Genomic DNA, 21,633 nt, shown 5'->3' with positions numbered 1-21,633 from the left:
TTTAAATTTATTTTACAAGACGATAATTATGATGTCTTTTTTTTAATCTAATAGGCCTATTTATTTATTTTTTATAACCTCAATAAAATTTCTTCGGCGATTATATCCGGTTACAAACGACTACAAACGAATTTAAGTAGTTTATCACCGGTTATAATGCGTGAGAGTCACAATCTTTGTAACAGAGATTTGAGAAACACAGTGAACGTCTCTTATCTGAATTATTAATATTTAAAATCTAAAAGTTATGTCACTAAGAAACAAAGTAACATTAATAGGTTACACAGGTAAAGAAGTTGAAATGGTAAACTTCGAAAACGGAAACGTGAAAGCAAGTGTCTCTTTAGCCACCAGTGATCATTACACGAATGCTAAAGGCGATAAAGTAGAAGAAACACAATGGCACAATCTGATTGCCTTCGGGAAAACTGCAGAGATCTTTGAGAAATATGTTTCCAAAGGAAAAGAAATTGCTATTGAAGGAAAGCTTACGTACAGATCATACGATGATAAAGACGGAATTAAACGATATATCACGGAGATCCGTGTAGATGAAATTCTTCTTTTGGGAGGCAAATAATTCTAAAAATGCAAATGATGAAAGTAAAAGTTTTTAAAATCAGGCTTCCCGAAGAATTTCTCTTCAAAGATCAGAAAATGCTGGATAGTTTTCTGGAAGAACACGAAATTATGAAAGTAGAAACAGCTTTTGTAAGTGAAGAACGTTATTGGTCTGTAATATTGTATTTTGAAGATGTAAAACTTACAAAAAATACAGTGAAAGAACCAAAGGCAGTTAAATATTCTGCAGAGTATGATTCCTTAAATGCTGATGAGGAAAAGATTTTGGATGCTTTGAAGCTTTGGAGATCAGAGAAAGCACGGGAACAAAATCTCCCTACTTATTTTATAGCGAGTAATAAGGAATTATTGTCTGTAGCGAGGTATAGACCTGCTAAAAAGGAAGAATTGCTGGAGATCAAAGGATTCGGAAAACATAAGATTGAAAATTATGGTGAAGAAATACTGGAGATTTTAGAAAGTATCTGATTTTTTTGGAATAAATGATAACTCAAAAACAAAAGCTGGGGAAGTTTGCTTCTTCAGCTTTGTTATGCTGTGTAAAATTCCGTTCAATTGTGTACTTTTGCATCTATCAAAATGACATACAAGAAATGAAGCCAAGTTTAGCAAAAGGAACAAGAGATTTTACAGCACAGGAAGTTTCCAGAAGAAAATATATCATTAGTATTTTACAGAATAATTTTGAGTTATTCGGGTTTCAGCCATTGGAAACTCCAAGTTTTGAAAATCTTTCTACGTTGACAGGAAAATACGGAGAAGAAGGAGATCGTCTGATTTTTAAAATTTTAAATTCAAGTATTAACGAAGCAAAAGAAGATAAAAAGACTTTAATGCTTCAGGATTTTCAACGGGCATTAGATAAACCTTTTAGCTCAGAAAATCTTACAGACAAAGCCCTTCGTTATGACCTTACGGTACCTTTTGCAAGATTTGTAGCAATGAATCATGGAAAACTGACTTTCCCATTCAAGCGTTCTCAGATACAACCTGTTTGGAGAGCAGACAGACCTCAGAAGGGAAGATACAGAGAGTTTTATCAATGTGATGCGGATGTTGTAGGAAGTGAGAGCTTATTGCAGGAAGTAGAGCTGGTTCAGTTGTATCTGAAATCTTTTGCAGATCTGAAAGTTCCGGTAACCATTCATATGAACAACAGGAAGATTCTTTCCGGATTGGCAGAATATGCAGGAATCACAGATAAACTGATAGACTTTACGGTAGCATTAGATAAACTGGATAAGATCGGAAAAGAAGGAGTTGTACAAGAATTACTGGAAAGAGAAATTGCTCAGGAATCTATTGATAAACTGGATTTCCTATTCAGCCAGTCAGACGATGCGCTGGAAAACCTTCTTCAGCTGAAAGAAAAATTTGCAGGAAATGAGATAGGCCTTAAAGGTGTAGAAGAACTTGAATATGTTCTTACACAATCTCTGAACCTTGGTGTGGATATGCAAAACCTTGTATTTAATATTACCTTGGCAAGAGGACTGGATTATTATACAGGAGCTATTTTCGAAGTGAAAGCAGATGAAGTTGCTATGGGTTCCATTGGTGGCGGTGGCAGATATGATAACCTTACTGAGGTATTTGGTGTTAAAAATATTCCGGGAATTGGAATTTCCTTCGGCCTGGACAGAATTTATCTGGTCATGGAAGAATTGAATCTTTTCCCTGAAGAAGCATCTTCTAAAATAGAATACCTGTTTGCAAATTCTGGAGGTGAGGAAATGACAGAAGCTTTGAAGCTGATCATGCAGGTAAGAGCAAAAGGAATCTCCGCAGAGTTATATCCTGAAAATGCAAAAATCAATAAGCAATTTACGTACGCAGAAAAGAAAGGAATAAAGAAAGTGGTTTTTTTGGGTGAAGAAGAACTTAAAAATAACACCGTTACTTTTAAAGATCTTGAAGCAGGAGAAAAGACAACGGTTTCTTTAGAGGAATTCTTAGGAAATATCACTCAATGAAAAAGATCTTAGTTACTATTTTAATATGCTCGGGAGCTTTGCTGTATTCACAACAGGAAGCTATGAAACTACCTCCTGTGGATAAAATTGATTTTTCTAAAGAAAGTGAAAGAGTCAATATCATTAATATAAAAGTGTTTCCCAAACAGATTTTAAGCTGGAATGTTAAATACTTAAATATTGCATGTGAAGAAGATTTTACTCATATTCCGGAAGAAATAAAAAAATTAAAGAATCTTGAAACTTTCAGCATGAGCGGTGGAACGGGTGTTGCTGTTTTTCCCAATGGCTTTGCAGAGTTGCAAAATCTGAAGGAAATAACAATCTATTCCAATTATATTAAAAAATTCCCTTCTCCGTTTTTAAAACTTAAAAATCTGGAAAAGCTTAGCTTACTGTGCCCATACTTGGAAAGTTATCCGGAAGATCTTGGGAATTTAGGGAATTTAAAATCCTTGAATCTTTTTAATAGAGAATATAAAATGGCTTTTGTTAACGGAAAAGAATTTTATTTTCAGCCTTTGAGTCTTCCTAAAAGCATTAAAAATCTGAAAAAACTGGAGAATTTTTTTGCCACAAAAAATATGTTGAAAAGTATCCCAGAAGAAATTGGGGGAATGGAAAGTCTTAAAATTCTTAATCTGGGAGAGAATTATTTGGAAAATCTTCCTGCTGGTTTTTCAAAGCTTAAGAATTTGATATCTATAGATATAAGTAAAAATAACTTTAAAATATTCCCTTCAGCATTATATGGTGTTGAAAATTTAGAAAGAATAGATTATAATGAAAATGTAATTGAATCTTTTCCTCCGGGAATTGAAAAAATGAGCAAACTCAAGTATTTTTTTGCCACCAAAAGTAGAATAACATCAAAAGCTCTTTCAGAACTCTATAATATACCAAATTTAGAATCTGTAGATCTTTCGGATTGCCAGATTGAAAGCCTGCCTCCCGGAATTGATAAACTTAAACATTTAAAAAATTTAAGTTTTTGGGGTAATAAAATTTCTCCTGAAGAATTAGCCAAGCTAAAAAGAACAATACCCAATGTTAGAATTACGACTGTCAATCCGTACAAGTAATTCTAAACCGAATAATAATTGAATACTATACAACAGATCTCTATAAGGGATCTGTTTTTGTTAATATCAAACAGGTTTAGAATTAAGAGATAAAAGAAAAGTAAGTTTGAAGAATCAGAAGATTTAAATATTTTTGATCTTTAAAATCGGTTTAGAATTTGTAATTTGGATCAGTATTATTAAAACAGAGTTAAAAATAAGCTCTGTATTCACTAAAAAACTTTTAAACATAAAAACCAAATGAACACTATTTGCGCATTGTGTGGAACACCACTTACAGCAACAGATACGCTCGTAGGTAAAAATAAACTTGCGGACGGCGGTTATCTATGTGCCGGATGCTTTACGAAAGCTGTTAATATCAACAGAGACCTTATCAATAATCTCGATCAGTTTTATTTCGCGGAAATTACCGGAATGTTTCTTAAAAGTAAAATAGATGCAAGTCAAAGTCCTGATGGCCACCAGTACACCGGAAGTTATTACCAATATGATGCTCCTTCCAGACTGGACGAAATCAAAGATCAGATTGTAACCCTTAATGCAAGACTCAGCGTCATTGCAGATGAAGAGGTGAATGAGCTGGCTAATATTTTAGACAGAGACGAGAAGCTTTTTGCCATTGCTGAAGGAATAGATCTTCAAAGTAAGAGAGAAGGGATTATTTTTTCAACGCAGAAAAGAATCGCTTTCGTTGATAAAAAATTTCTGGGAGGCATAGCAAAAAATGAATTTTCTCTCCAAAGCATTTCTTCTATTGATCATATCGAGCACCTTTTGTATTCGGTACTAAAGATTAATACAAATGCAGGTGCCTCAGAATTTAAGCTTCATAATAAAAACGATGGAAGAGGATTTGCTGAGATTTTAAAAAAGAATTTCAATTATTCAGAAAAATCATTTAGTCAGAATTCAAGACCATTGGAGGCATTTTCACAAACCATTCCGGATCTGAGTCAGGAAAATATATTCAATACTGGAAAAGAATCATCCGGAACGATCTATGAACAGTTGGAAAAACTTGGAAAGCTAAGAGAAATGGGAATTCTTACTGAAGAAGAGTTTACCGAACAAAAGAAAAAACTGCTGGCTCAACTCTAAATTTCTATTCACTATCAAAAACGGAAAGTACTATAAAAACTCTGAAAAATATAGAAAATGAAGGGGGAGAAAGCCTCAAATATATCCATAATCTGTAATTTGGATAAAAATATACAGAACAGGTTTTGTTTATCTTCTGTTTTGATCTGAAAACTTTTAAACATAAAAATTAGAATGAACACGGATTGTGCTCTATGTGGATCACCATTAACGTCAATGGACACCCTCTTGGGAGAAAATAAGCTCTCAGATGGCGGTGCTCTGTGCAATAAATGCCTGAATAAAGCGACCAATATCAATAAAGATCTGGTATCTGATCTTACGAATTACAGCCTGATACAAATCAGAGATATTGTAGTAAAAGAAAGCATACAGGGGGAAGAACCAACAGAAGAAGAAATTCCTGTACCTGGTAGAGTGACAGAAATTCCCGAATCTGTACTATTTAATTCTACCATAGAAGCTCCCAGTAGAATTGATGAAATAAAAGATCAGATTGCTGCCTTGAATGCTAAGCTCAGCATCTTTGTAAACAGTGAGGTAAATGAACTGGTGAATGTTCTTGATAAAAGTGAGAAAATTATTGCTATTGCGGAAGGAAAATATCTGTATAATAATCTTGAAGGAATTTTGGTTTCCACGGAAAGGCGGGTAGTCTTTGTTGATAAAAAGTTTTTCGGAGGAGTATTTGAAAATGAATTTCCCCTTTGCAAAATTACTTCTATGCAGCATAGCAGTGGTTTGCTTTCATCAGAACTGAAACTATTTACAGAAGGATTTAAAGGTGAATTTAAACTGTATAGCAGAAGTGCAGCAAAAGTTTTCTACGATGCAATACAAAATAATGTTTATACTTCTCAACAACAACAACAACAACAGGTTCAATCTGTACAGCAGACTCAGAAACAGCAAAACAGTTCAGTGAAAAAGGAAGACCCGGCTCTTATATTTGATAAGCTTGAAAAACTAGGCAAACTAAGGGAATCCGGTATTTTAACGGATGAAGAATTTGCAGTACAGAAAAAAAAACTGCTTGATAAATTATAATAATAACAGAAATGAGTAATAATTGTTCATTGTGCAATACGGAATTAACCTCCATGGATACACTTTTGGGAGCTAATGCACTTTCAGACGGAGGTATTTTATGCAATAAATGTCTGGATAAACTAAGCAATATCAACCAAGAATCGCTTTATAACCTCAATAAATTCAGTATTCAGGACATTCATGATATGTTGAGAACAGGAAAAACAGAACCCGTACAGCCACTAATAATAACAGAGCAAAATCTTCCTGTACTGACAACTTCTGAACCTCAAAGTATTTCAAATGAAGTGTTTAAACGCAGAAAGAGAAAAATAAAATATGAACCGCAAAAGCTCAATGCAAATCTTTCTGCTTTTACAAGAGGAGAGATCAAAGAACTCCCTTATCTGATTCCGGAGGATGAAAAAATTATAGCTATCACTGATGCGCAGTTTATTAATACACTGGATGCCGGAGTTTTAGTAGCAACATCTTTAAGGATGATTTCTGTATCAAAATCAATGTTTGGATCTGCCAAAATAAGTGATTATCCTAATGAGACGATCCAATCGGTAAGTTTTATTGCTGATCCGAGATCTCCAGTGGTTAGATTGCATCTGGATGAAAGAATAGTAGAGTTTGAATGCTATATGGATAAGGAAGATGCTGAAAAATTCTATGATATTATAAAAGCAATTTACAATGCTCCCCCAGCAGCTGCTCAGAAACAGATTGCGGAAGTAAATGAAAAACCTGCAGAAGACGTTTTTGAACAGCTGGAGAAATTAGGAAAATTAAGGGAAAACGGTATTTTGACAGATGCAGAATTTGCCGAGCAAAAAAAGAAACTTTTGGAACGCCTCAAATAAAAAGATCATGGAAAATAAAGTTTCTAATGGTTTACTTCAAAAATGGATAACAGCGTGGGCTTTATCTAGAGAATTACCTTTACCTGCCCAATACAAATCCGGTTTTAAAGTAGAGGTGGGTGATGAAAAGCAAAAAGAGCGCTATGTGTTTGCTGAATCTAATGAAGATTTTTTTCAGCTTTCCCAATCAATTACTGAAACATGGGTTTATTTGAAAGTATGTGTACCTCCGCATCAATTCATAGATAAGATACCTGAAAGGTGGGAGCTTCAACCGCAAGGGTATATGATGCATTGCTTTCATCCTATGAATATTTCTGATGTTTCTCTTCCGGAAGGGTATCTTGTAAAATATACTCATCATAACTCAACATTTACAGTTGAAATTATTGCCGAAGGTGGTAAACAAGCTTCAATAGGACGTGTGGTTTTGATAGACGATCTGGCAATTTATGACAGAATTGTAACGGAAGAACAACACAGAAGAAAAGGGCTGGCTTCTTTTTTAATGAAAGAATTGGAGAATATCGCTTTATCAAAAGGTATTTTCAATAATTTTTTGGTGGCAACGGAAAAAGGAAAATTATTATATGAAACCTTAGGCTGGAAATCGTACAGCCTGTATACTTCTCTCGTCATTCCTGCTCAGCTATAAATGTTTTTATCAAATTGGTATTTGGTAAAGCTGAGAGAAATTAATGACCAAGAACTACATTATTCAGGGAAATTAAATTACTTAAAAGTTAAATAATGGAAAATTACCTAGAAATAAATAAAAAGTCCTGGAATGCCAAGGTAGAACCTCATCTGAAATCAGATTTCTACTTTGTGGATGAATTTTTAAAAGGAAGAACGTCACTGAACTCAATAGAGCTTGAGCTTCTGGAAGATGTAAAAGGGAAGAATATTTTGCATTTGCAGTGTCATTTTGGTCAGGATTCAATTTCCCTTTCAAGAATGGGAGCTAAAGTGACCGGGGTTGACCTTTCAGATAAAGCAATTGAAACAGCCAGAGATCTGACACAGAAATGTGGCACAGACACAGAATTTATATGTTCTGATGTATATGATCTGCCAAATGTACTGGATCAGAAGTTCGATATCATTTATACCAGCTACGGAACAATAGGCTGGCTTCCTGATCTTGAAAAATGGGCAGAAGTGATCTCTCATTTCTTAAAGTCGGGAGGGAAGTTCATTATGGCAGAATTTCATCCGGTTGTCTGGATGTTTGATGACGATTTCACGAAAATAACTTATAATTATTTCAATGAAAAGCCTATTGTAGAAACTTATGAAGGAACTTATGCAGATCAGTCTGCACCAATTGTACAGGAGTATGTAATGTGGAATCATTCTTTAGCCGAAGTTCTCGATAGTCTTATTAAAAAGGAAATAAAACTGGAAACGTTTAAAGAATTTGACTGGTCACCATATCCATGTTTCAGACATGTAGAAGAGTTTGAAAATGGAAAATGGAGAATTCCCCAGTTTGGAGATAAAATGCCATTGGTCTACGCGCTGATTGCAGAGAAAAAATAATCTGCTTGAGCTTAATAGCTTAATGATAGAAAAATTTAAAATCAAAAAAAGGCCATCGTAATAATTACAATGGCCTTTTTCTATATATGAATGTTAAAAAAACTATCTGTTTTTTAGTTTAAAGAGTCCTCAGCTTTTGTTTTCACTTCGTCTACTTTACTCTGAACCTGAGAAGCAACATCATTAGCTTTACTTTTAAGGTCGTTTCCCCATTTATTAAAATTGTCTTTTGCTGTATTAAGTTTATCTTTTACAGCTTGTTGATCTTCAGGGCTTGAATTCTTATATTTCCAATAAGCTAAAGCACCTAAACCTAATAAAGCTAATAAGCCTTTTGTTTTGTTTCCCATGATTTCTATTTTTTTAAGGTATTAATATTAAAATTTGTTATTAGTACATATGTAAATTACGTGCCAAAAAATTGAATAGAGTTATAAAAAATTGTTAAATTTAAGAGAATGCCTGAAATTTTTTGCCGTCAAAACTGGCGAAAACCATGGTAGGATAGGAGTCTTGATGAAAAATATTTCCATTTTTATCAATGGCAATGGCTCCGGCAAATCCGTCAATAGCTTTAAGTTCATCAAAAGTCTTATCAAAAGCCTGTTCAAGGCTCATACCATCTGTAACTCTTGTTACGATTTTTGCTGCCGTTGCATTACTCACAATATCTTCCCCTACACCTGTGCAGCTTACCGCACAAACTTCATTGGCATAATTTCCGGCCACAGTGGCAGAATCTGAAATTCTTCCGGGAATCTCAAAACCCTTTCCGCCTGTGGAAGTAGCAACGGCCAATTTACCGTCTTTATCAAGCGCTACGCAACCTACCGTTCCTTTTCCTCCATTATTAAGTTTGGCTTCGTATTCTTTTCTTCTTTGGGGAAGCTCTGTAGAGAAATTTTCGAATCCGTGTTTTGAAGCATAGTTTTTTGCGCCTTGTCCGCCCAAAACCCGGTCATCTTCTCCTATCAGTTCTTTGGCAACAAATATTGGATTCTTTACATCCTCAATATTGATTACGCCACTTAGTTTTTGAGTCTCTCCATTCATAATTGCTGCGCTCATACGGATAATGCCGTCACTTTGAATCTGAGAGCCAATTCCTGCATTGTACAATGGGTCGTCCTCTAACAGGGAAACCGCATAGGCAACCGTGTCAAAAGCAGAGTGCGTCTGAAGATAGTTAAATGCTTTTTCAGCAATTTCTTTTAAAGAGTTTTGTTTTGCTGTCTTTACTTCATGGCTTTGGTCACTTTCAGAGAAAAAGCCACCATGGATGATAATTTTCATAAAATATAAATGATTACTGATATTCTTCTACGAAGTTAATTGATAAATTTTAATTTATTCCAACGTTTTTAGATTTCCTGAAAATAATAGATTCTCAATATTTATATCTTTAAATTTTAAACAAAAAAAATGGAACCGAAGTCCCATCTATATAGTAAGCCATATTATTTTTGATTATCAATTATCAATTATCAATTATCAATTATCAATTATCAATTATCAATTACAAAAGGTCTATTTATCCTGAGGAATGGGATTGAACTGTGAGTTTTCAATCGTCAGTACCTTTGTGGTAAGATCATAATGATCATTCATAGACATTACATGAACCGTTAAGTTGTCAATAGAGATCGGTTCTCCAAGATTGATATTGGTAAGGTTGGTATCTTTAATAAATCTACCGTCTACCAGAATAACAAGGCCTGAACCAACAGCGGTCATCACGTCATTATGAATGAAAAGCCCTGTATCTTCCCCAAGTCCGATTCCCAATGTTCTGGGATTGTTCACAACAGCCTGGAAAAGACGCCCAATTCTTCCCCTCTGTACAAAGTGAGTGTCAATAATGACATTGTCTATTAAACCAAGTCCCTGGGTTGTTTTGATTTCTCCTTTTAACAGAGCTTCAGAGCTGCTTCCCTGATAGATCATATTTTCAGAAGCAGCAGCAGCCCCTGCAGAAGTTCCGGAATAGATGAAATCCTGCTCCTGATATTTTAGCAGGATGGTATCGTGAAACCTCGTTCCTCCAAGGATAGAAGTCAGTCTCAACTGATCTCCACCGGTAAACATCATTACATCTGCAGCATTAGCTCTTGCCACCATTGCATCAGAATTGGCTTCTTCACGATTATGGATATCAAGGATGTTTACATTTTTAGCACCCAGAAATTCAAATGCTTTTTTATATTCAGCACCTACGATCTGAGGAATCTGGGAAGCGGTTGTTACGATTTCAATAACAGAATCTTCTTTGTGTTTTGATTCGTTAATAATCTTCCTTAAGATCCCACGCTCAAAAAAATTAAGATTCTTTTCAATATTCTGATCATAATCGGTTTCGGCAAAACTACCTTTGTTTACAGCCCCTCCAATAACTATTAATTTTCCAACAGGTTTAGTCATGGTACAAAATTAAAAAATAATTAACATTATTTTGCGAAATTCGTGCCATCTTTACTTGATTTTTAATCGTTTAGGAATGTTAATAGAAATTAATATTTTTTTAATAAATCTTTAAACCAGGTATGGTTTTGTTTAGGGTTTTGCATTATCTTTGGCTATAAAAGTAGTTATTATTAACTGTTAAATTGCCAATAGACTATGAAAATTGAAAAGATTCAGGCACTACGTGGTCCTAACATCTGGAGTGTCAGAAGAAAGAAGCTGATACAAATGAGACTGGACCTCGAAGAAATGGAGAATTATCCGACTAATAAAATCGATGGATTCAGAGAGAGGATTGAAAAATTAATACCCTCGCTGATTACCCACCGATGCTCAGAAGGAGTGAGAGGAGGTTTTTTCCATAGAGTGGAAACAGGAACCTGGATGGGGCATGTCATTGAGCATATTGCTTTAGAAATTCAGACCCTGGCGGGGATGGATGTAGGGTTTGGAAGAACCCGGGAGACCAAGACTCCGGGAGTGTACAATGTAGTATTCAATTATCTTGAAGAAAATGCAGGAATCTATGCCGCTGAAGAAGCAGTGAATATCGCTGCTGCATTGATAGAAGGTCATGAGTATGATTTGAACGCGTGTATTCAAAAATTAAAAGAGATCCGGGAGCGTGTGCGTCTGGGACCATCTACCGGAAGTATTGTAGAGGAAGCTGCCTCCAGAAGAATTCCATGGATAAGATTGGGCACCAATTCCCTTGTGCAGCTGGGGTATGGTGTAAACCAGCAAAGATTTCAGGCTACAATTACCGGAAAGACAAGTTCTATTGCTGTAGATATTGCCTGTAACAAAGAGCTCACGAAAAGAATGCTTCATGATGCAGCTATTCCGGTTCCTATAGGAGATCTGGTAGTGGATGAAGAAGGTTTGGATCAGGTAATCAAAAAGATACACTATCCTATAGTTCTGAAACCTTTGGATGGAAATCACGGAAAAGGATCTTCCATTAATGTTAATGACTGGGAATCTGCTAAAATAGGATTGGAGCATGCTCAGAAATATTCGAAAAAAGTAATTGTTGAAAAATATATTACGGGCTATGATTTCCGTGTGCTGGTAATTAATAATAAAATGGTGGCGGCAGCAAGAAGGGTTCCTGCTCATGTAGTAGGGGACGGAGAACATAACCTTCTGCAGCTTATTGAAAAAGAAAACAAGGATCCAAGAAGAGGCTACGGTCATGAAAATGTGCTGACTGAGATTGATGTGGATAAGGACACACTAGAGTTGCTTGAAAAGCTTCATTATACACTTGAAACAGTTCCGCAAAGGGGAGAAGTGGTCTATCTGAAATCAACAGCCAATCTTTCAACCGGAGGAACGTCAATAGATGTGACAGACATGGTACATCCGGAAAATATTACAATGGCTGAAAGAATATCCAAAATTATTGGCTTGGATGTCTGCGGTATTGATATTATGGCAGAAAACCTGACGCAGCCTTTGAAAGAAAGCGGAGGTGCTATCATAGAAGTAAATGCAGCTCCGGGGTTCAGAATGCATCTGGCGCCAAGTGAAGGTTTGCCAAGAAATGTAGCTGCACCGGTAGTAGATATGCTTTATCCCCAAGGAAAGCCTTTTACCATTCCGATTATTGCAGTAACGGGAACCAATGGAAAAACGACTACAACAAGACTTATTTCACATATTGTAAAGAGTAATGGCTACAGAGTAGGATTCACTACTTCAGATGGTATTTATATTCAGAATACGATGCTTACAAAAGGAGATACAACAGGGCCTCTTTCTGCAGAGTTTATTTTGAAAGATCCTACTGTTGAATTTGCTGTTCTTGAAACAGCTCGAGGGGGAATTTTACGTTCCGGACTTGGATTTTCACAGTGTGACATTGGAGTTCTTACCAATATTGAAGAAGATCACCTGGGTATGAATGATGTTCATAACCTGAAAGACCTTACCAAAGTAAAAAGAGTAGTACTGGACAGTGTAAAGAAAAGTGGCTGGAGTGTACTGAATGCAGACAATGAATATTCCATGAAAATTCTGAATGATCTTGATTCTAATGTTGCGATCTTTAGTATGGATGAAAATAATCCCCATATTGTTAAGTTTGCAAAAGAAGGTAGAATCACCTGCGTTTATGAGGAAGGTTTTGTGACCATTAAAAAAGGAGACTGGAAAATCAGAATTGGAAAAGCCAAAGACTTCCCGATTACGATGGAAGGAAAGGCCCGATTTATGATTGAAAATGTTCTTGCAGCCAGTTTAGCCAGTTACCTGTATGGATTTGGGATTGAAGATATTTCCAACTCTTTAAGAACTTTCATTCCAAGTGCTCAACTGACTCCGGGAAGACTGAATGTATTTAAGTTTAAAAACTTTAAAGTGCTGATCGATTTTGCTCACAATCCTTCCGGATATGAAGCGATTGAAGATTATCTTAAAAATGTTGAATCTACCAAGAAAATAGGTATTATTTCGGGCGTGGGAGACAGAAGAGATAATGATATCAGAGAATGTGGTAAGATTGCCGGAAGAATGTTCGATTATATTATCATCCGAAATGAAAAACATCTTCGTGGAAGAACCGAGGAAGAAATTAACGGGTTGATTATCGACGGAATCAATGAAGCAGGCAAAGATGTAAGCTATGAAATTATCCCTAAAGAAATTGAAGCCCTAAAGCATGCTATGGGAATGGCTGAAGAAGGAACTTTTATCACGGCTTTGAGCGATGTGATCTCTAATGCCATTGATCTGGTACAGGAATATCAAGCAAGAGAGCTGCTGGAAGATAATAAGAATTTATAAAGATATATAATCATAAAAAGCATCGGCGGAACCAAAGGTTCCGCCGATGCTTTATCTAAAAAACTAAATTCAATTTAGTTTTTTTCAGAACTAGCATAAATGTCTAAAATAGTAAGATTTTCATATACTCTTAATAAATCTTCATTGGATTTATACTTCACATTATCTCTTTTAATTCTCTTGAAAGATGAATCATTAAAAAATAATTTGTTAGTTTGTTCATCACGTTCTTTGATAAAGAGTGTGATTTTCGCTGATTTAGCATTTATATCTGGATTCGTTGTATTGTCAATAAATCTTATTGCAATAAAATTATTTTCTTCATGGGTGCCACCTCCTATGATTAAAAGTTGAATATCTAACTTTAAATCCTTCAGTAAATCTTTGACTTTTTTACCTTTGTAATAATTTTTGTTGACTTCAAACTTTCCTATACTGTGTTTTGAATATATTTTTTCCTGCGCATTCATTTTAAAAAAGAAACTTAAAGTTATTAGTAAAAAAAAATTGAATATGTTTTTCATAATTTAAGGGCATGGTGTTTGGGTATTTGCTTTAGTTCAATCAGGCTTTGTTTTTGTACCCACATTAATTTTCTTAAAATTACTGTTACTATCTCTTTTTAATAAAGCCATTCCGGCATTATATTTATCCAGAATATAAGATAATGACATTTCTCTATTTCCATCAAATTCAGCCCATTCATCTCGCAATGGAAGCGGAAAATTTGGAGCAAACCCTGGAACTTGTGTATAAGGATAATTTTGTAGAAATTGATTCATAGCGGCAGGATTTGTTACTACCAGAGCATAAACTGTACCATTGGGAGTAGTAACTTTTCCGCGGCAAATATACAATAAATAGCTTTTGTTTTTGAAATAAATCACAATTAATGGAGTTTTAGAAACCTTTGCAGGTATTGGTTTAACGATAATTTCCTATACTTTTTCTGGTTGTGATTTTTTAAAAAAATAGAAAAAGAAGTACTGATAAATAATTGATTATGATAGATCAGGAATTAATGAAAGAACAATAAGAAAAAACAAAACCTCCAGAATTTTGGAGGTTTTTGTTTGTTAAGAATTTTCCCAGATTTTCTTTATTGCATTTTTATAAGGTGAAAATGCAACGGGATAAGTTCTAATCTCAGTGTAAAGTTGATATTGGGGATAGTAAAAGGGATAATTGCCATCATAATAAAGCAAATGACAATGCCTATTATTGCATCAATGATAGCGCTTGGGGGGCATTTTTGTTCAAACTAAAGTCGTAGGTCACAATGCCTTTGTAAATAAATAGTAATATCAAAAGTTCTGTCATTGAATAAGGATGATGGGCGTTAATTCCATATATAGATAGGTTGGTATGGTTGAGAAAAGGGTCTAAGATTAATAAAATAGCGGCTATTGGGCCTCCAATTAAAAAGATCCATAAGAAAATTTTATCCATACAGGTAATAGATCTCTTCTTCTTGTTACCCTGTTGTTACTGTCAAATTCTTTGAAAGTTGCTGAGCTTTCTTTCATGTATATTAGTTTTAAAATTATTTTATCCAAAAAATGCATTAGAACTTCCAATCCAGATGGCATCTTTCTTATTGAAATCTACATTTACCATCGCTGCCTTAGTCATTCTGCTAAGATTTTCCAATAGGATAGGATGTTCATCATTTTCCCGCCAAATATACAACAAACGGATCTCAGCTTTTGAATATTCACCATTGATATCTTCAAAAATAGGTTCATAGTTTACCTTTCTCTGCAGAATATAATTTTCTTTATCCTCAATAGCAGCTGTAATTTCCTGAGTCGGATTTAAATTAACACCGCTTCCTGCAAATGAAAATAGAGGTTTTAAAACAAAATTTTCAAGATTTTCATGTTCCGGAAACTCATGTAGAAAATAGCTTTTCGGGACGAATTGATGATGTAATAAAGGTAAAAGAAACTTTGATATTTTAAAGAACCAGTTCGGATGGGTAATCCACTTTACATCAACCTCATCACGGAAATTAAATTCAGTAGTAAGATCAGGAATACGATCCAGCTCATCAAAAATAACTCTATTGTAGATTCTTTTAATTTCTATCAGTTTTCCATTGTTATCATAATAAAGCTTTTTGCCCGTTTTCTTTACCTTTGTCAGGCAGACTGTTTTTATTCCTAATAATTGCTCTGTTAAAGCAAAATCAATAGCTGTTTTCTGTTTTTCCGGGAAGATTTCAAGCAGGATTACATTTTCAGGATTTTCATCCCCTACGATCAGTTCTCTTAAAAGTTTTTTGAAAATTTCAGGAGCCATGGGATTTCTGATTTCTGAAAGAAAAGGATAAACCTCACAGAAAGTCTCTTCATATACCTTTTGGAAAGCATATAATGAAGGAAAAGCCTGAAGTTCTATAAGCTGCGGCTCAATTTCTCCGTTTTTACTTTTACAAACTCCAAAATCGATGGTAAAAAAGTGAGGCTGGGCTGTATCGTTGGGCACTTTGCAGTTTTCAGGGATCGCATTCTGAAGAATTTCAGCCGGAATAGCTTTAATCTGGCTGATGATACTCTCGCTGGCATCAATAAGTTTGTTTTGAAATTCTTTAGTCAGAAAAATAGGACTTTCTGAAACTCTGAAAGTAGGTTCTATACCTCCTTTTTGGGTTAGAAGATCTTTAAGCTTCTGATATTTTTCCTGTGAAAATTCCTGATTAAACTGTTGTCTGTATTTTGGGATCATATTTTTTTCTTTTGTGATGTTAAAAAATCGAGCATTTCTGCCCGATTTCAGTATTGTAATTGAAAGAAATAGTGGTTTGCTAAGCCAAAGACTCAATTTCTTTCAAAATGTTTTTTTTTGCAAACTGAAGGAATTTTGGAAGAATCTGATTTCTGGTCAGGATGATTTTATCTTCATCATCTATTCTGTCCATCGTTTCAAGATATTTTTCCATTCCAAAGTTTTCAATCATCGCTTCTCTGTTTTTATCATCTTTCAGATTTTCAATCAGAGACTCAGGGTTGGCTTCAGGGTGAAACTGGGTTCCGAATATTTCATCTGAGAAACGAACAGCCATCACTGCTCTTTCGAGATTAATATGAGGGCGGAACTTCTCAATAGCCATTATGGTCATTCCAAGTTCTTCCAAACGGTCATGATCCGGCTCAATAAACTGATAGGCTCTGGAGTCTACTGCATAGAATGGATCTTTAAGATTTTTAAATAAAAACTCTTCTTTGCCTTCCTTTGTTTTGTGAACAGGCATTACGCCGAAAGAGTAGGATTTTCTTTTACAGATATTGCCTAACTGCCAGTGAATGCTTGCCAGTTGGAATGAGTGACAGATCAGAAATAGATATTTTTTATCATCACTATGCTGATTATGCTCAAAAACAGCATTCAAAAAATCAGCAAATCTGTCTTCCCAGGCAAGACCTTCTCTGTGAGGAGTTCCCGGTCCGCCCGAAGAAATAAAAATATCAAAGTCTGTAATCTCCGGCATTTCATCTTTAAACCTTACATCAAACGTCTTGATGGTAACGTTTTCTTCAGAGCTCTTCTGAAAAGCTTCAGAAATTTCTTTAATGTTTCTAAAGCCTTGATTGACATGGTTGTTATTCATGTCCAGAAGGGCAATTCGAATATCTTTCATTACATCATATTTTTTGTAAAGTTACCAAAAATATTATGAAGCAGTTTCCCCATGGGTGATGCCATATTCTGTTTCAGAAATCATATAATCTACAACTTTTGTAAGATCGCCTGTTTCCTTAAAGATCTGAAGCTGTCGGTCTGCTCCGGTTCCGTTTTCCAGAATTTTCCAGGCATATTCTACCTCATGACGGCAACCTAAATCATCTACCACATCATCAATAAACTCTAGCAGTTCTTTTAATAAATATGGATAAGGAACTGATTCCTCTTTTCCAAAATCAATCAAATGAGCTTCAATACCACTTTTGGAAGCACGCCATTTATTTTCATTCAGCAGCAGCCTTCTGTAGCTTCTGAAACTCAGATTCTGCTGATGCAGCTTATAGATCTTTGCCACCAGACTCTGCATGATGGCTGCTAGACATACTGTTTCGTCAATCCTTAAAGGCATATCGCAGATTCTGAATTCAATAGTAGGGTAGAATGGGTGAACCCGCAGATCCCACCATATTTTCTTGGCATTGTCAATGGTTCCGGTCTTCACCAGAAGATCAACATAGCTGTCAAATTCTGCCAGAGAATTAAAATAACTCGGAATACCGGTTCTCGGAAATTTTACGAAAATTTCCTGTCTGTAGGATTTGAAGCCGGTATATCTTCCGATCCAAAATGGCGAGTTAGTAGAAAGGGCATACACATGAGGCAGAAAATAGCGCATTACATTCTGAATTCTAACCCCTTCTTCACGATTTGGGATCCCGATGTGTACATGAAGTCCAAAAATAAGATTTTCCCGGGCTACATCTCCCATATCATCTACAATTTTCACATATCTTTCCCCCTGGGTGATCGTATTGTCAGACCAATGCGAAAAAGGATGTGTACCCCCTCCGGAAACACGAAGTCCCTGTTCATGAGCAGTATTGATAAGATGTCTTCTTAAACTCGTTAATTCTGCTCTGGCCTCCTGAATATTCTGGCAGATGCCTGTTTCCATTTCAATCATGGATTCATGCATTTCGTGTTTTAAATTTTCACTTAAAACAGCTTTTCCACCTTCAATGATTTTTGAAACGTGAGAAACAAGATCTCTGCTGTCAACATCAATGATCTGATATTCTTCTTCAATTCCAATAGTAAACTGATGCATTTTCTTGTGTTTTTTATTTTTTTCAATATTATTTTATGGAATTTTTCACAAAAGTCCCCCATTCAATATTAGGTTTCCCCGGAACATATTCTTTAGCTTTTTCTACAGCCAGTTTGGCAGCATGTTCTATGATCCATGCGAAATTTTCCTCTCCTACAGAATTTCTGTCTGCATCAGGAGCGGGGTTACAGAAGTCGATAGCATAAGGAATACCATCTCTTACAGCAAACTCCACGGTGTTGAAATCATATCCAAGAGCCTCATTCATTGTAATCGTATAATCATGAATGGTTTTCAACAATTTTTCAAGCTCTTTCCCCTCTGTCTGATGAGTAGTGGCGTATCTTAGATGGGGTTCATTTCTGGGCTCATAAGGCATGATGTGGACGTATTTTCTGCCAAGGCAGTATACCCTGTAATAGTCATCAAAGACAATCTCTTCCTGAACCATCATTACCAGCTGTTCTGTTTCTCCTAATTTATTCCAAAGATCATCTGGGTTCTCTACCCTGTAAACACTTTTCCACCCACCTCCGTCATGGGGTTTCATGTAAGCCGGAAAACCAATATGCTCGAATATATACTCCCAGTCATGGGGGAATTTCAGATTCCTGAATGAAGTTTCCGACGTATTGTCCGGTCTTTCATAGGACGGTAGCAAAACAGTCTTAGGAAGAGGAATTCCTAGCTTAGACATCAGTGCATTGTTAAAAAATTTCTCATCAGCACTCCACCAGAAAGGATTATTGATCACATAAGTACCATTAAGTGCTGCATTCTTCAGATAAGCTCTGTAAAAGGGAACATCCTGCGAAATTCTGTCAATGATTACAGCATAGCCATAATCTGCTCCCTGTTCCAGTTTGTCAATGGTTACAGGCTCCGCTAGAATATCTCCGCCACCCAGCTCATTTACTTTATCAATAAATGCCCAGGGAAACGTATCTTCCATACCGAATAAAATTCCTACTTTTTTTGTCATAATTTTTGTTTTTTAAATTGGCGTATACTTTTATAATAAATAAAATCTTTCTTCCCTATCATTATATCTTGCGATTCCCGATGTATGTGAAAAGAAATTGTTATGTATTTACCTGTAATTTCTTGATCATCAGATATTTTTAAAACTTAAGTATAAAAAGAGATCTGAAAAACTGTATTAAGAGAAATAGGCTCCTATAAATGTTGGAAACACCATTCTCCATAATGGCCAGTCATGACCGATCCATTTTCTTTCGTCATACCAGAAATCAATGCCTTTTGCTTTTAAAATTTCAGCCATTTCAATATTCTTATCTTTGCAGATATCCTGATCAGAAGTACTTAATACAATATGCATATGTTTGTATTTCCAGGCATCATCATTCCGTACAAACTCTCTGGGACAGTTAAAGTAGACCAGTTCATCAGAATAGCCGTCCATAAAGTTTCGGATACTGAACGCTCCTGAAAGGCAGAACAAATGGGAAACCACATCTGGAAACCTGAATGCGAAATTGGCTGCATGATAACCTCCGAAACTGGCCCCGGCAACTGCTACACGATGCTCTTTATGGAGTTTCTGAATGTAAGGGATAAACTCCTGAATCAAAAACTGTACATAGCGTTCATAATTTCTTATTCTTTGCTGAGGTGTTATTTTTTCATCATAAAAACTCCAGCCGTCAATCGTCTGAATATTATAAAGTTTTACCTTTCCCTGTTCTATATACCAATTGATACTTCCGTTAAGATGAAAATCATGATTCTGGGTATATTGCCCCTGTGAAGTTGGAAACATAATAATAGGATGGCCATAATGCCCTGTTACCTCCACTTTAAGGCTTATTCCTAATATATTCGAATAATAATCTGTGTGTTCTATATGAGGCATTTTTCTTGTTGATTTTTAATATTGAGGTTATAATGTCATAAACTCGATTCCTCAAAGTTGGTCATGTCCAATAATGTCCAATACTATAGTATATAACGCCGGATGTTCCGGAATGATATTCTCTTTAAATATTAATCCTGAACCCAACTGATTGGCACTGGTAGAATCGACGAATTTATAATAGGTTTTGCTTTCCCATTTTCCGGGATTTATTTGGTCTAAATTACTTCTTATGAGAGATTTGTCGGGTAGATTATATTTTAAGAATTTAATAATATTCTTAATGTCAATCTCCTTATTCATAATCTTATGAAGTTAACTTACTGCTTTTAGGCGGCAGAATGTTCAGCATTTCTGCATGAATAATTTCTGCAGCAGTGTCCAGCCTTTTCTGTATCATATCTGCATCACTGGATTTGTAAACAATTCCCACATGATAGTCTATTGGGAGGAACTTTACAATTTCTTCACATTGGAAATCGCTGTAATCGGGTTCTTTATCTTTAATCAGAGCAACAATCAGCCCGGAATAGTATCCTGTAGGTGGTGAAACCCTGTAGCTTTTACCTCTGAGAAGAGCATCCTCTATTTTAGCCCATTCTCGCCATATATTGATTCCGCTTGATGCTTCCACAAGATCTGGAATATGGGCACCACCTACTCTTGATGAGGTTTCAAGGAAATACCATTGGCCATCTTCTTGTCCCCGGATAAATTCTGTATGGGTAGCTCCGTTAAGAAGACCGAAATTCGAAAGTACTTTGGAATTCATTTCTTCCAGTGCCTTGAATTCATCAGAATATCTTCCAAGGGTTTTTGACCTGAATACACCTCCCTCATGCGAAACCTGCATAGGAGGGGACAGATACCTGGAGGCTGAAGTGAATACAATTTCCTTATTAAAGGTAAGACTGTCTACATGATAAACATTCCCGGGCTTAAAGCTTTCCAATAAAAAAAGGTGTCGTTCTTCTCCAAGAACTTCTAGAGCTTCATGAAGTTGTTCCTTGGTTGTAATCTTCCTGATTCCTGATGCTGAAGCTTCTGAACGGGGTTTCAGTACCCATGGTGCCGGTACCCGGGATATAAACTCATTAACTTCATCATCATTAAATACTGCTGTAAATTCCGGAACACTGATGCCTGAATCTTTAGCCTTTTGTCGCATTGCCAGCTTATCCCTGAAATAGCGGTGAGTGGTCTGTCCCATTCCGGGAATGCGGAATGTTTCCCTGATTAATGCTGCTTTTTCCACATCATAATCATCAAGTGCCACTACAGCATCTACTTTCCTGGTTTTCATGAGGTGTGAAAATCCCTGGATAAGATGTTCAAGATTCCATACAGACGGTTTTAGTTCCGGCATATAAAAAACTTCATCAATAGCATGCAAGGGCCAGTTTTTTTCTTTAAGGTTTTCAGATGTTACTAAGATGATTTTATTACCGAGTGTCTTCATTTCGTCCATAAAATCGTAGCCTTTGTAGTAGCACGAAATACATACAATAGTTTTCTTCTCCATATAATGTTTTTTTAGTTTTAG

General features: G+C 35.7%; 22 protein-coding genes. 10 read left to right on the top strand and 12 right to left on the bottom strand.

The window, feature by feature from the left end; translation table 11 throughout:
• Positions 1–247: 247 nt before the first annotated feature.
• The 9 genes from AC27VX_RS05460 (at position 248) to AC27VX_RS05420 (ending at position 8,178) form a co-directional block, all read left to right on the top strand.
• Entirely contained in the window at positions 248–580 is a 333-nt protein-coding gene (locus tag AC27VX_RS05460) for a single-stranded DNA-binding protein (RefSeq protein ID WP_236854595.1), read from the top strand.
• Positions 581–594: 14 nt separating this feature from the next.
• The gene (locus tag AC27VX_RS05455; RefSeq protein ID WP_488694272.1) at positions 595–1,050 is read left to right on the top strand and encodes an HRDC domain-containing protein; all 456 of its coding nucleotides are present in this window, start codon (positions 595–597) and stop codon (positions 1,048–1,050) included.
• A 125-nt stretch (positions 1,051–1,175) separates the two neighbouring features.
• The gene (gene hisS / locus AC27VX_RS05450) at positions 1,176–2,555 is read left to right on the top strand and encodes a histidine--tRNA ligase (protein WP_236854593.1); all 1,380 of its coding nucleotides are present in this window, start codon (positions 1,176–1,178) and stop codon (positions 2,553–2,555) included.
• Complete coding sequence (locus AC27VX_RS05445; RefSeq protein WP_488694270.1) at positions 2,552–3,637, top strand: leucine-rich repeat domain-containing protein; 1,086 nt, start codon at positions 2,552–2,554, stop codon at positions 3,635–3,637. Before hisS ends, AC27VX_RS05445 begins: the two co-directional genes overlap by 4 nt.
• A 240-nt stretch (positions 3,638–3,877) precedes the next feature.
• Entirely contained in the window at positions 3,878–4,738 is an 861-nt protein-coding gene (locus AC27VX_RS05440) for an SHOCT domain-containing protein (RefSeq protein WP_236854591.1), read from the top strand.
• Between the two features lie 174 nt (positions 4,739–4,912).
• A complete protein-coding gene (locus AC27VX_RS05435) occupies positions 4,913–5,785 on the top strand; it encodes a PH domain-containing protein (protein WP_488694268.1) in 873 nt (290 codons plus the stop codon).
• An 11-nt stretch (positions 5,786–5,796) separates the two neighbouring features.
• Positions 5,797–6,636, top strand: a complete 840-nt coding sequence (locus AC27VX_RS05430; RefSeq protein ID WP_488694266.1) for a PH domain-containing protein — start codon at positions 5,797–5,799, stop codon at positions 6,634–6,636.
• A 7-nt stretch (positions 6,637–6,643) separates the two neighbouring features.
• Positions 6,644–7,291, top strand: coding sequence for a GNAT family N-acetyltransferase (locus AC27VX_RS05425; RefSeq protein WP_488694264.1), 648 nt, complete (start codon positions 6,644–6,646; stop codon positions 7,289–7,291).
• A gap of 95 nt (positions 7,292–7,386) precedes the next feature.
• Positions 7,387–8,178, top strand: coding sequence for a class I SAM-dependent methyltransferase (locus AC27VX_RS05420; protein ID WP_488694262.1), 792 nt, complete (start codon positions 7,387–7,389; stop codon positions 8,176–8,178).
• A gap of 113 nt (positions 8,179–8,291) precedes the next feature.
• On the opposite strand, the gene AC27VX_RS05415 is transcribed toward AC27VX_RS05420, so the two are convergent.
• From AC27VX_RS05415 to AC27VX_RS05405, 3 genes are all read right to left on the bottom strand, one after another.
• The gene (locus tag AC27VX_RS05415) at positions 8,292–8,528 is read right to left on the bottom strand and encodes a YtxH domain-containing protein (protein WP_236854586.1); all 237 of its coding nucleotides are present in this window, start codon (positions 8,526–8,528) and stop codon (positions 8,292–8,294) included.
• A 100-nt stretch (positions 8,529–8,628) separates the two neighbouring features.
• Complete coding sequence (locus AC27VX_RS05410) at positions 8,629–9,471, bottom strand: isoaspartyl peptidase/L-asparaginase (RefSeq protein ID WP_236854585.1); 843 nt, start codon at positions 9,469–9,471, stop codon at positions 8,629–8,631.
• A 234-nt stretch (positions 9,472–9,705) separates the two neighbouring features.
• Positions 9,706–10,596 (bottom strand): cyanophycinase, encoded by an 891-nt coding sequence (locus tag AC27VX_RS05405; protein ID WP_236854584.1) that lies wholly within the window; start codon positions 10,594–10,596, stop codon positions 9,706–9,708.
• A gap of 198 nt (positions 10,597–10,794) precedes the next feature.
• Between AC27VX_RS05405 and cphA the strand changes: the two genes are divergently transcribed.
• A complete protein-coding gene (cphA, locus tag AC27VX_RS05400; RefSeq protein WP_236854583.1) occupies positions 10,795–13,425 on the top strand; it encodes a cyanophycin synthetase in 2,631 nt (876 codons plus the stop codon).
• A gap of 74 nt (positions 13,426–13,499) precedes the next feature.
• On the opposite strand, the gene AC27VX_RS05395 is transcribed toward cphA, so the two are convergent.
• From AC27VX_RS05395 to AC27VX_RS05355, 9 genes are all read right to left on the bottom strand, one after another.
• Positions 13,500–13,949 (bottom strand): hypothetical protein, encoded by a 450-nt coding sequence (locus tag AC27VX_RS05395; RefSeq protein ID WP_488694259.1) that lies wholly within the window; start codon positions 13,947–13,949, stop codon positions 13,500–13,502.
• Between the two features lie 36 nt (positions 13,950–13,985).
• Positions 13,986–14,312: a hypothetical protein gene (locus tag AC27VX_RS05390; protein WP_488694257.1), complete on the bottom strand. Its 327-nt coding sequence runs from the start codon at positions 14,310–14,312 to the stop codon at positions 13,986–13,988.
• Positions 14,313–14,973: 661 nt separating this feature from the next.
• Positions 14,974–16,152, bottom strand: a complete 1,179-nt coding sequence (locus AC27VX_RS05385; protein WP_488694255.1) for a hypothetical protein — start codon at positions 16,150–16,152, stop codon at positions 14,974–14,976.
• A 79-nt stretch (positions 16,153–16,231) separates the two neighbouring features.
• Complete coding sequence (locus AC27VX_RS05380; RefSeq protein ID WP_488694253.1) at positions 16,232–17,065, bottom strand: type 1 glutamine amidotransferase; 834 nt, start codon at positions 17,063–17,065, stop codon at positions 16,232–16,234.
• A gap of 33 nt (positions 17,066–17,098) precedes the next feature.
• Positions 17,099–18,217, bottom strand: coding sequence for a carboxylate-amine ligase (locus tag AC27VX_RS05375; protein ID WP_236854577.1), 1,119 nt, complete (start codon positions 18,215–18,217; stop codon positions 17,099–17,101).
• Positions 18,218–18,245: 28 nt separating this feature from the next.
• Positions 18,246–19,199: an ATP-grasp domain-containing protein gene (locus AC27VX_RS05370; RefSeq protein ID WP_488694251.1), complete on the bottom strand. Its 954-nt coding sequence runs from the start codon at positions 19,197–19,199 to the stop codon at positions 18,246–18,248.
• Between the two features lie 177 nt (positions 19,200–19,376).
• Positions 19,377–20,090, bottom strand: a complete 714-nt coding sequence (locus AC27VX_RS05365; protein ID WP_488694249.1) for an alpha/beta hydrolase-fold protein — start codon at positions 20,088–20,090, stop codon at positions 19,377–19,379.
• Between the two features lie 51 nt (positions 20,091–20,141).
• Entirely contained in the window at positions 20,142–20,393 is a 252-nt protein-coding gene (locus AC27VX_RS05360; protein WP_488694247.1) for a hypothetical protein, read from the bottom strand.
• Positions 20,394–20,397: 4 nt separating this feature from the next.
• Complete coding sequence (locus tag AC27VX_RS05355) at positions 20,398–21,612, bottom strand: ATP-grasp domain-containing protein (protein WP_488694245.1); 1,215 nt, start codon at positions 21,610–21,612, stop codon at positions 20,398–20,400.
• Between the last annotated feature and the right edge of the window lie 21 nt (positions 21,613–21,633).

The organism is Chryseobacterium sp. 14P4.3.2, from assembly GCF_057799275.1.
This window is presented reverse-complemented; position numbering and strand designations above follow the sequence as displayed.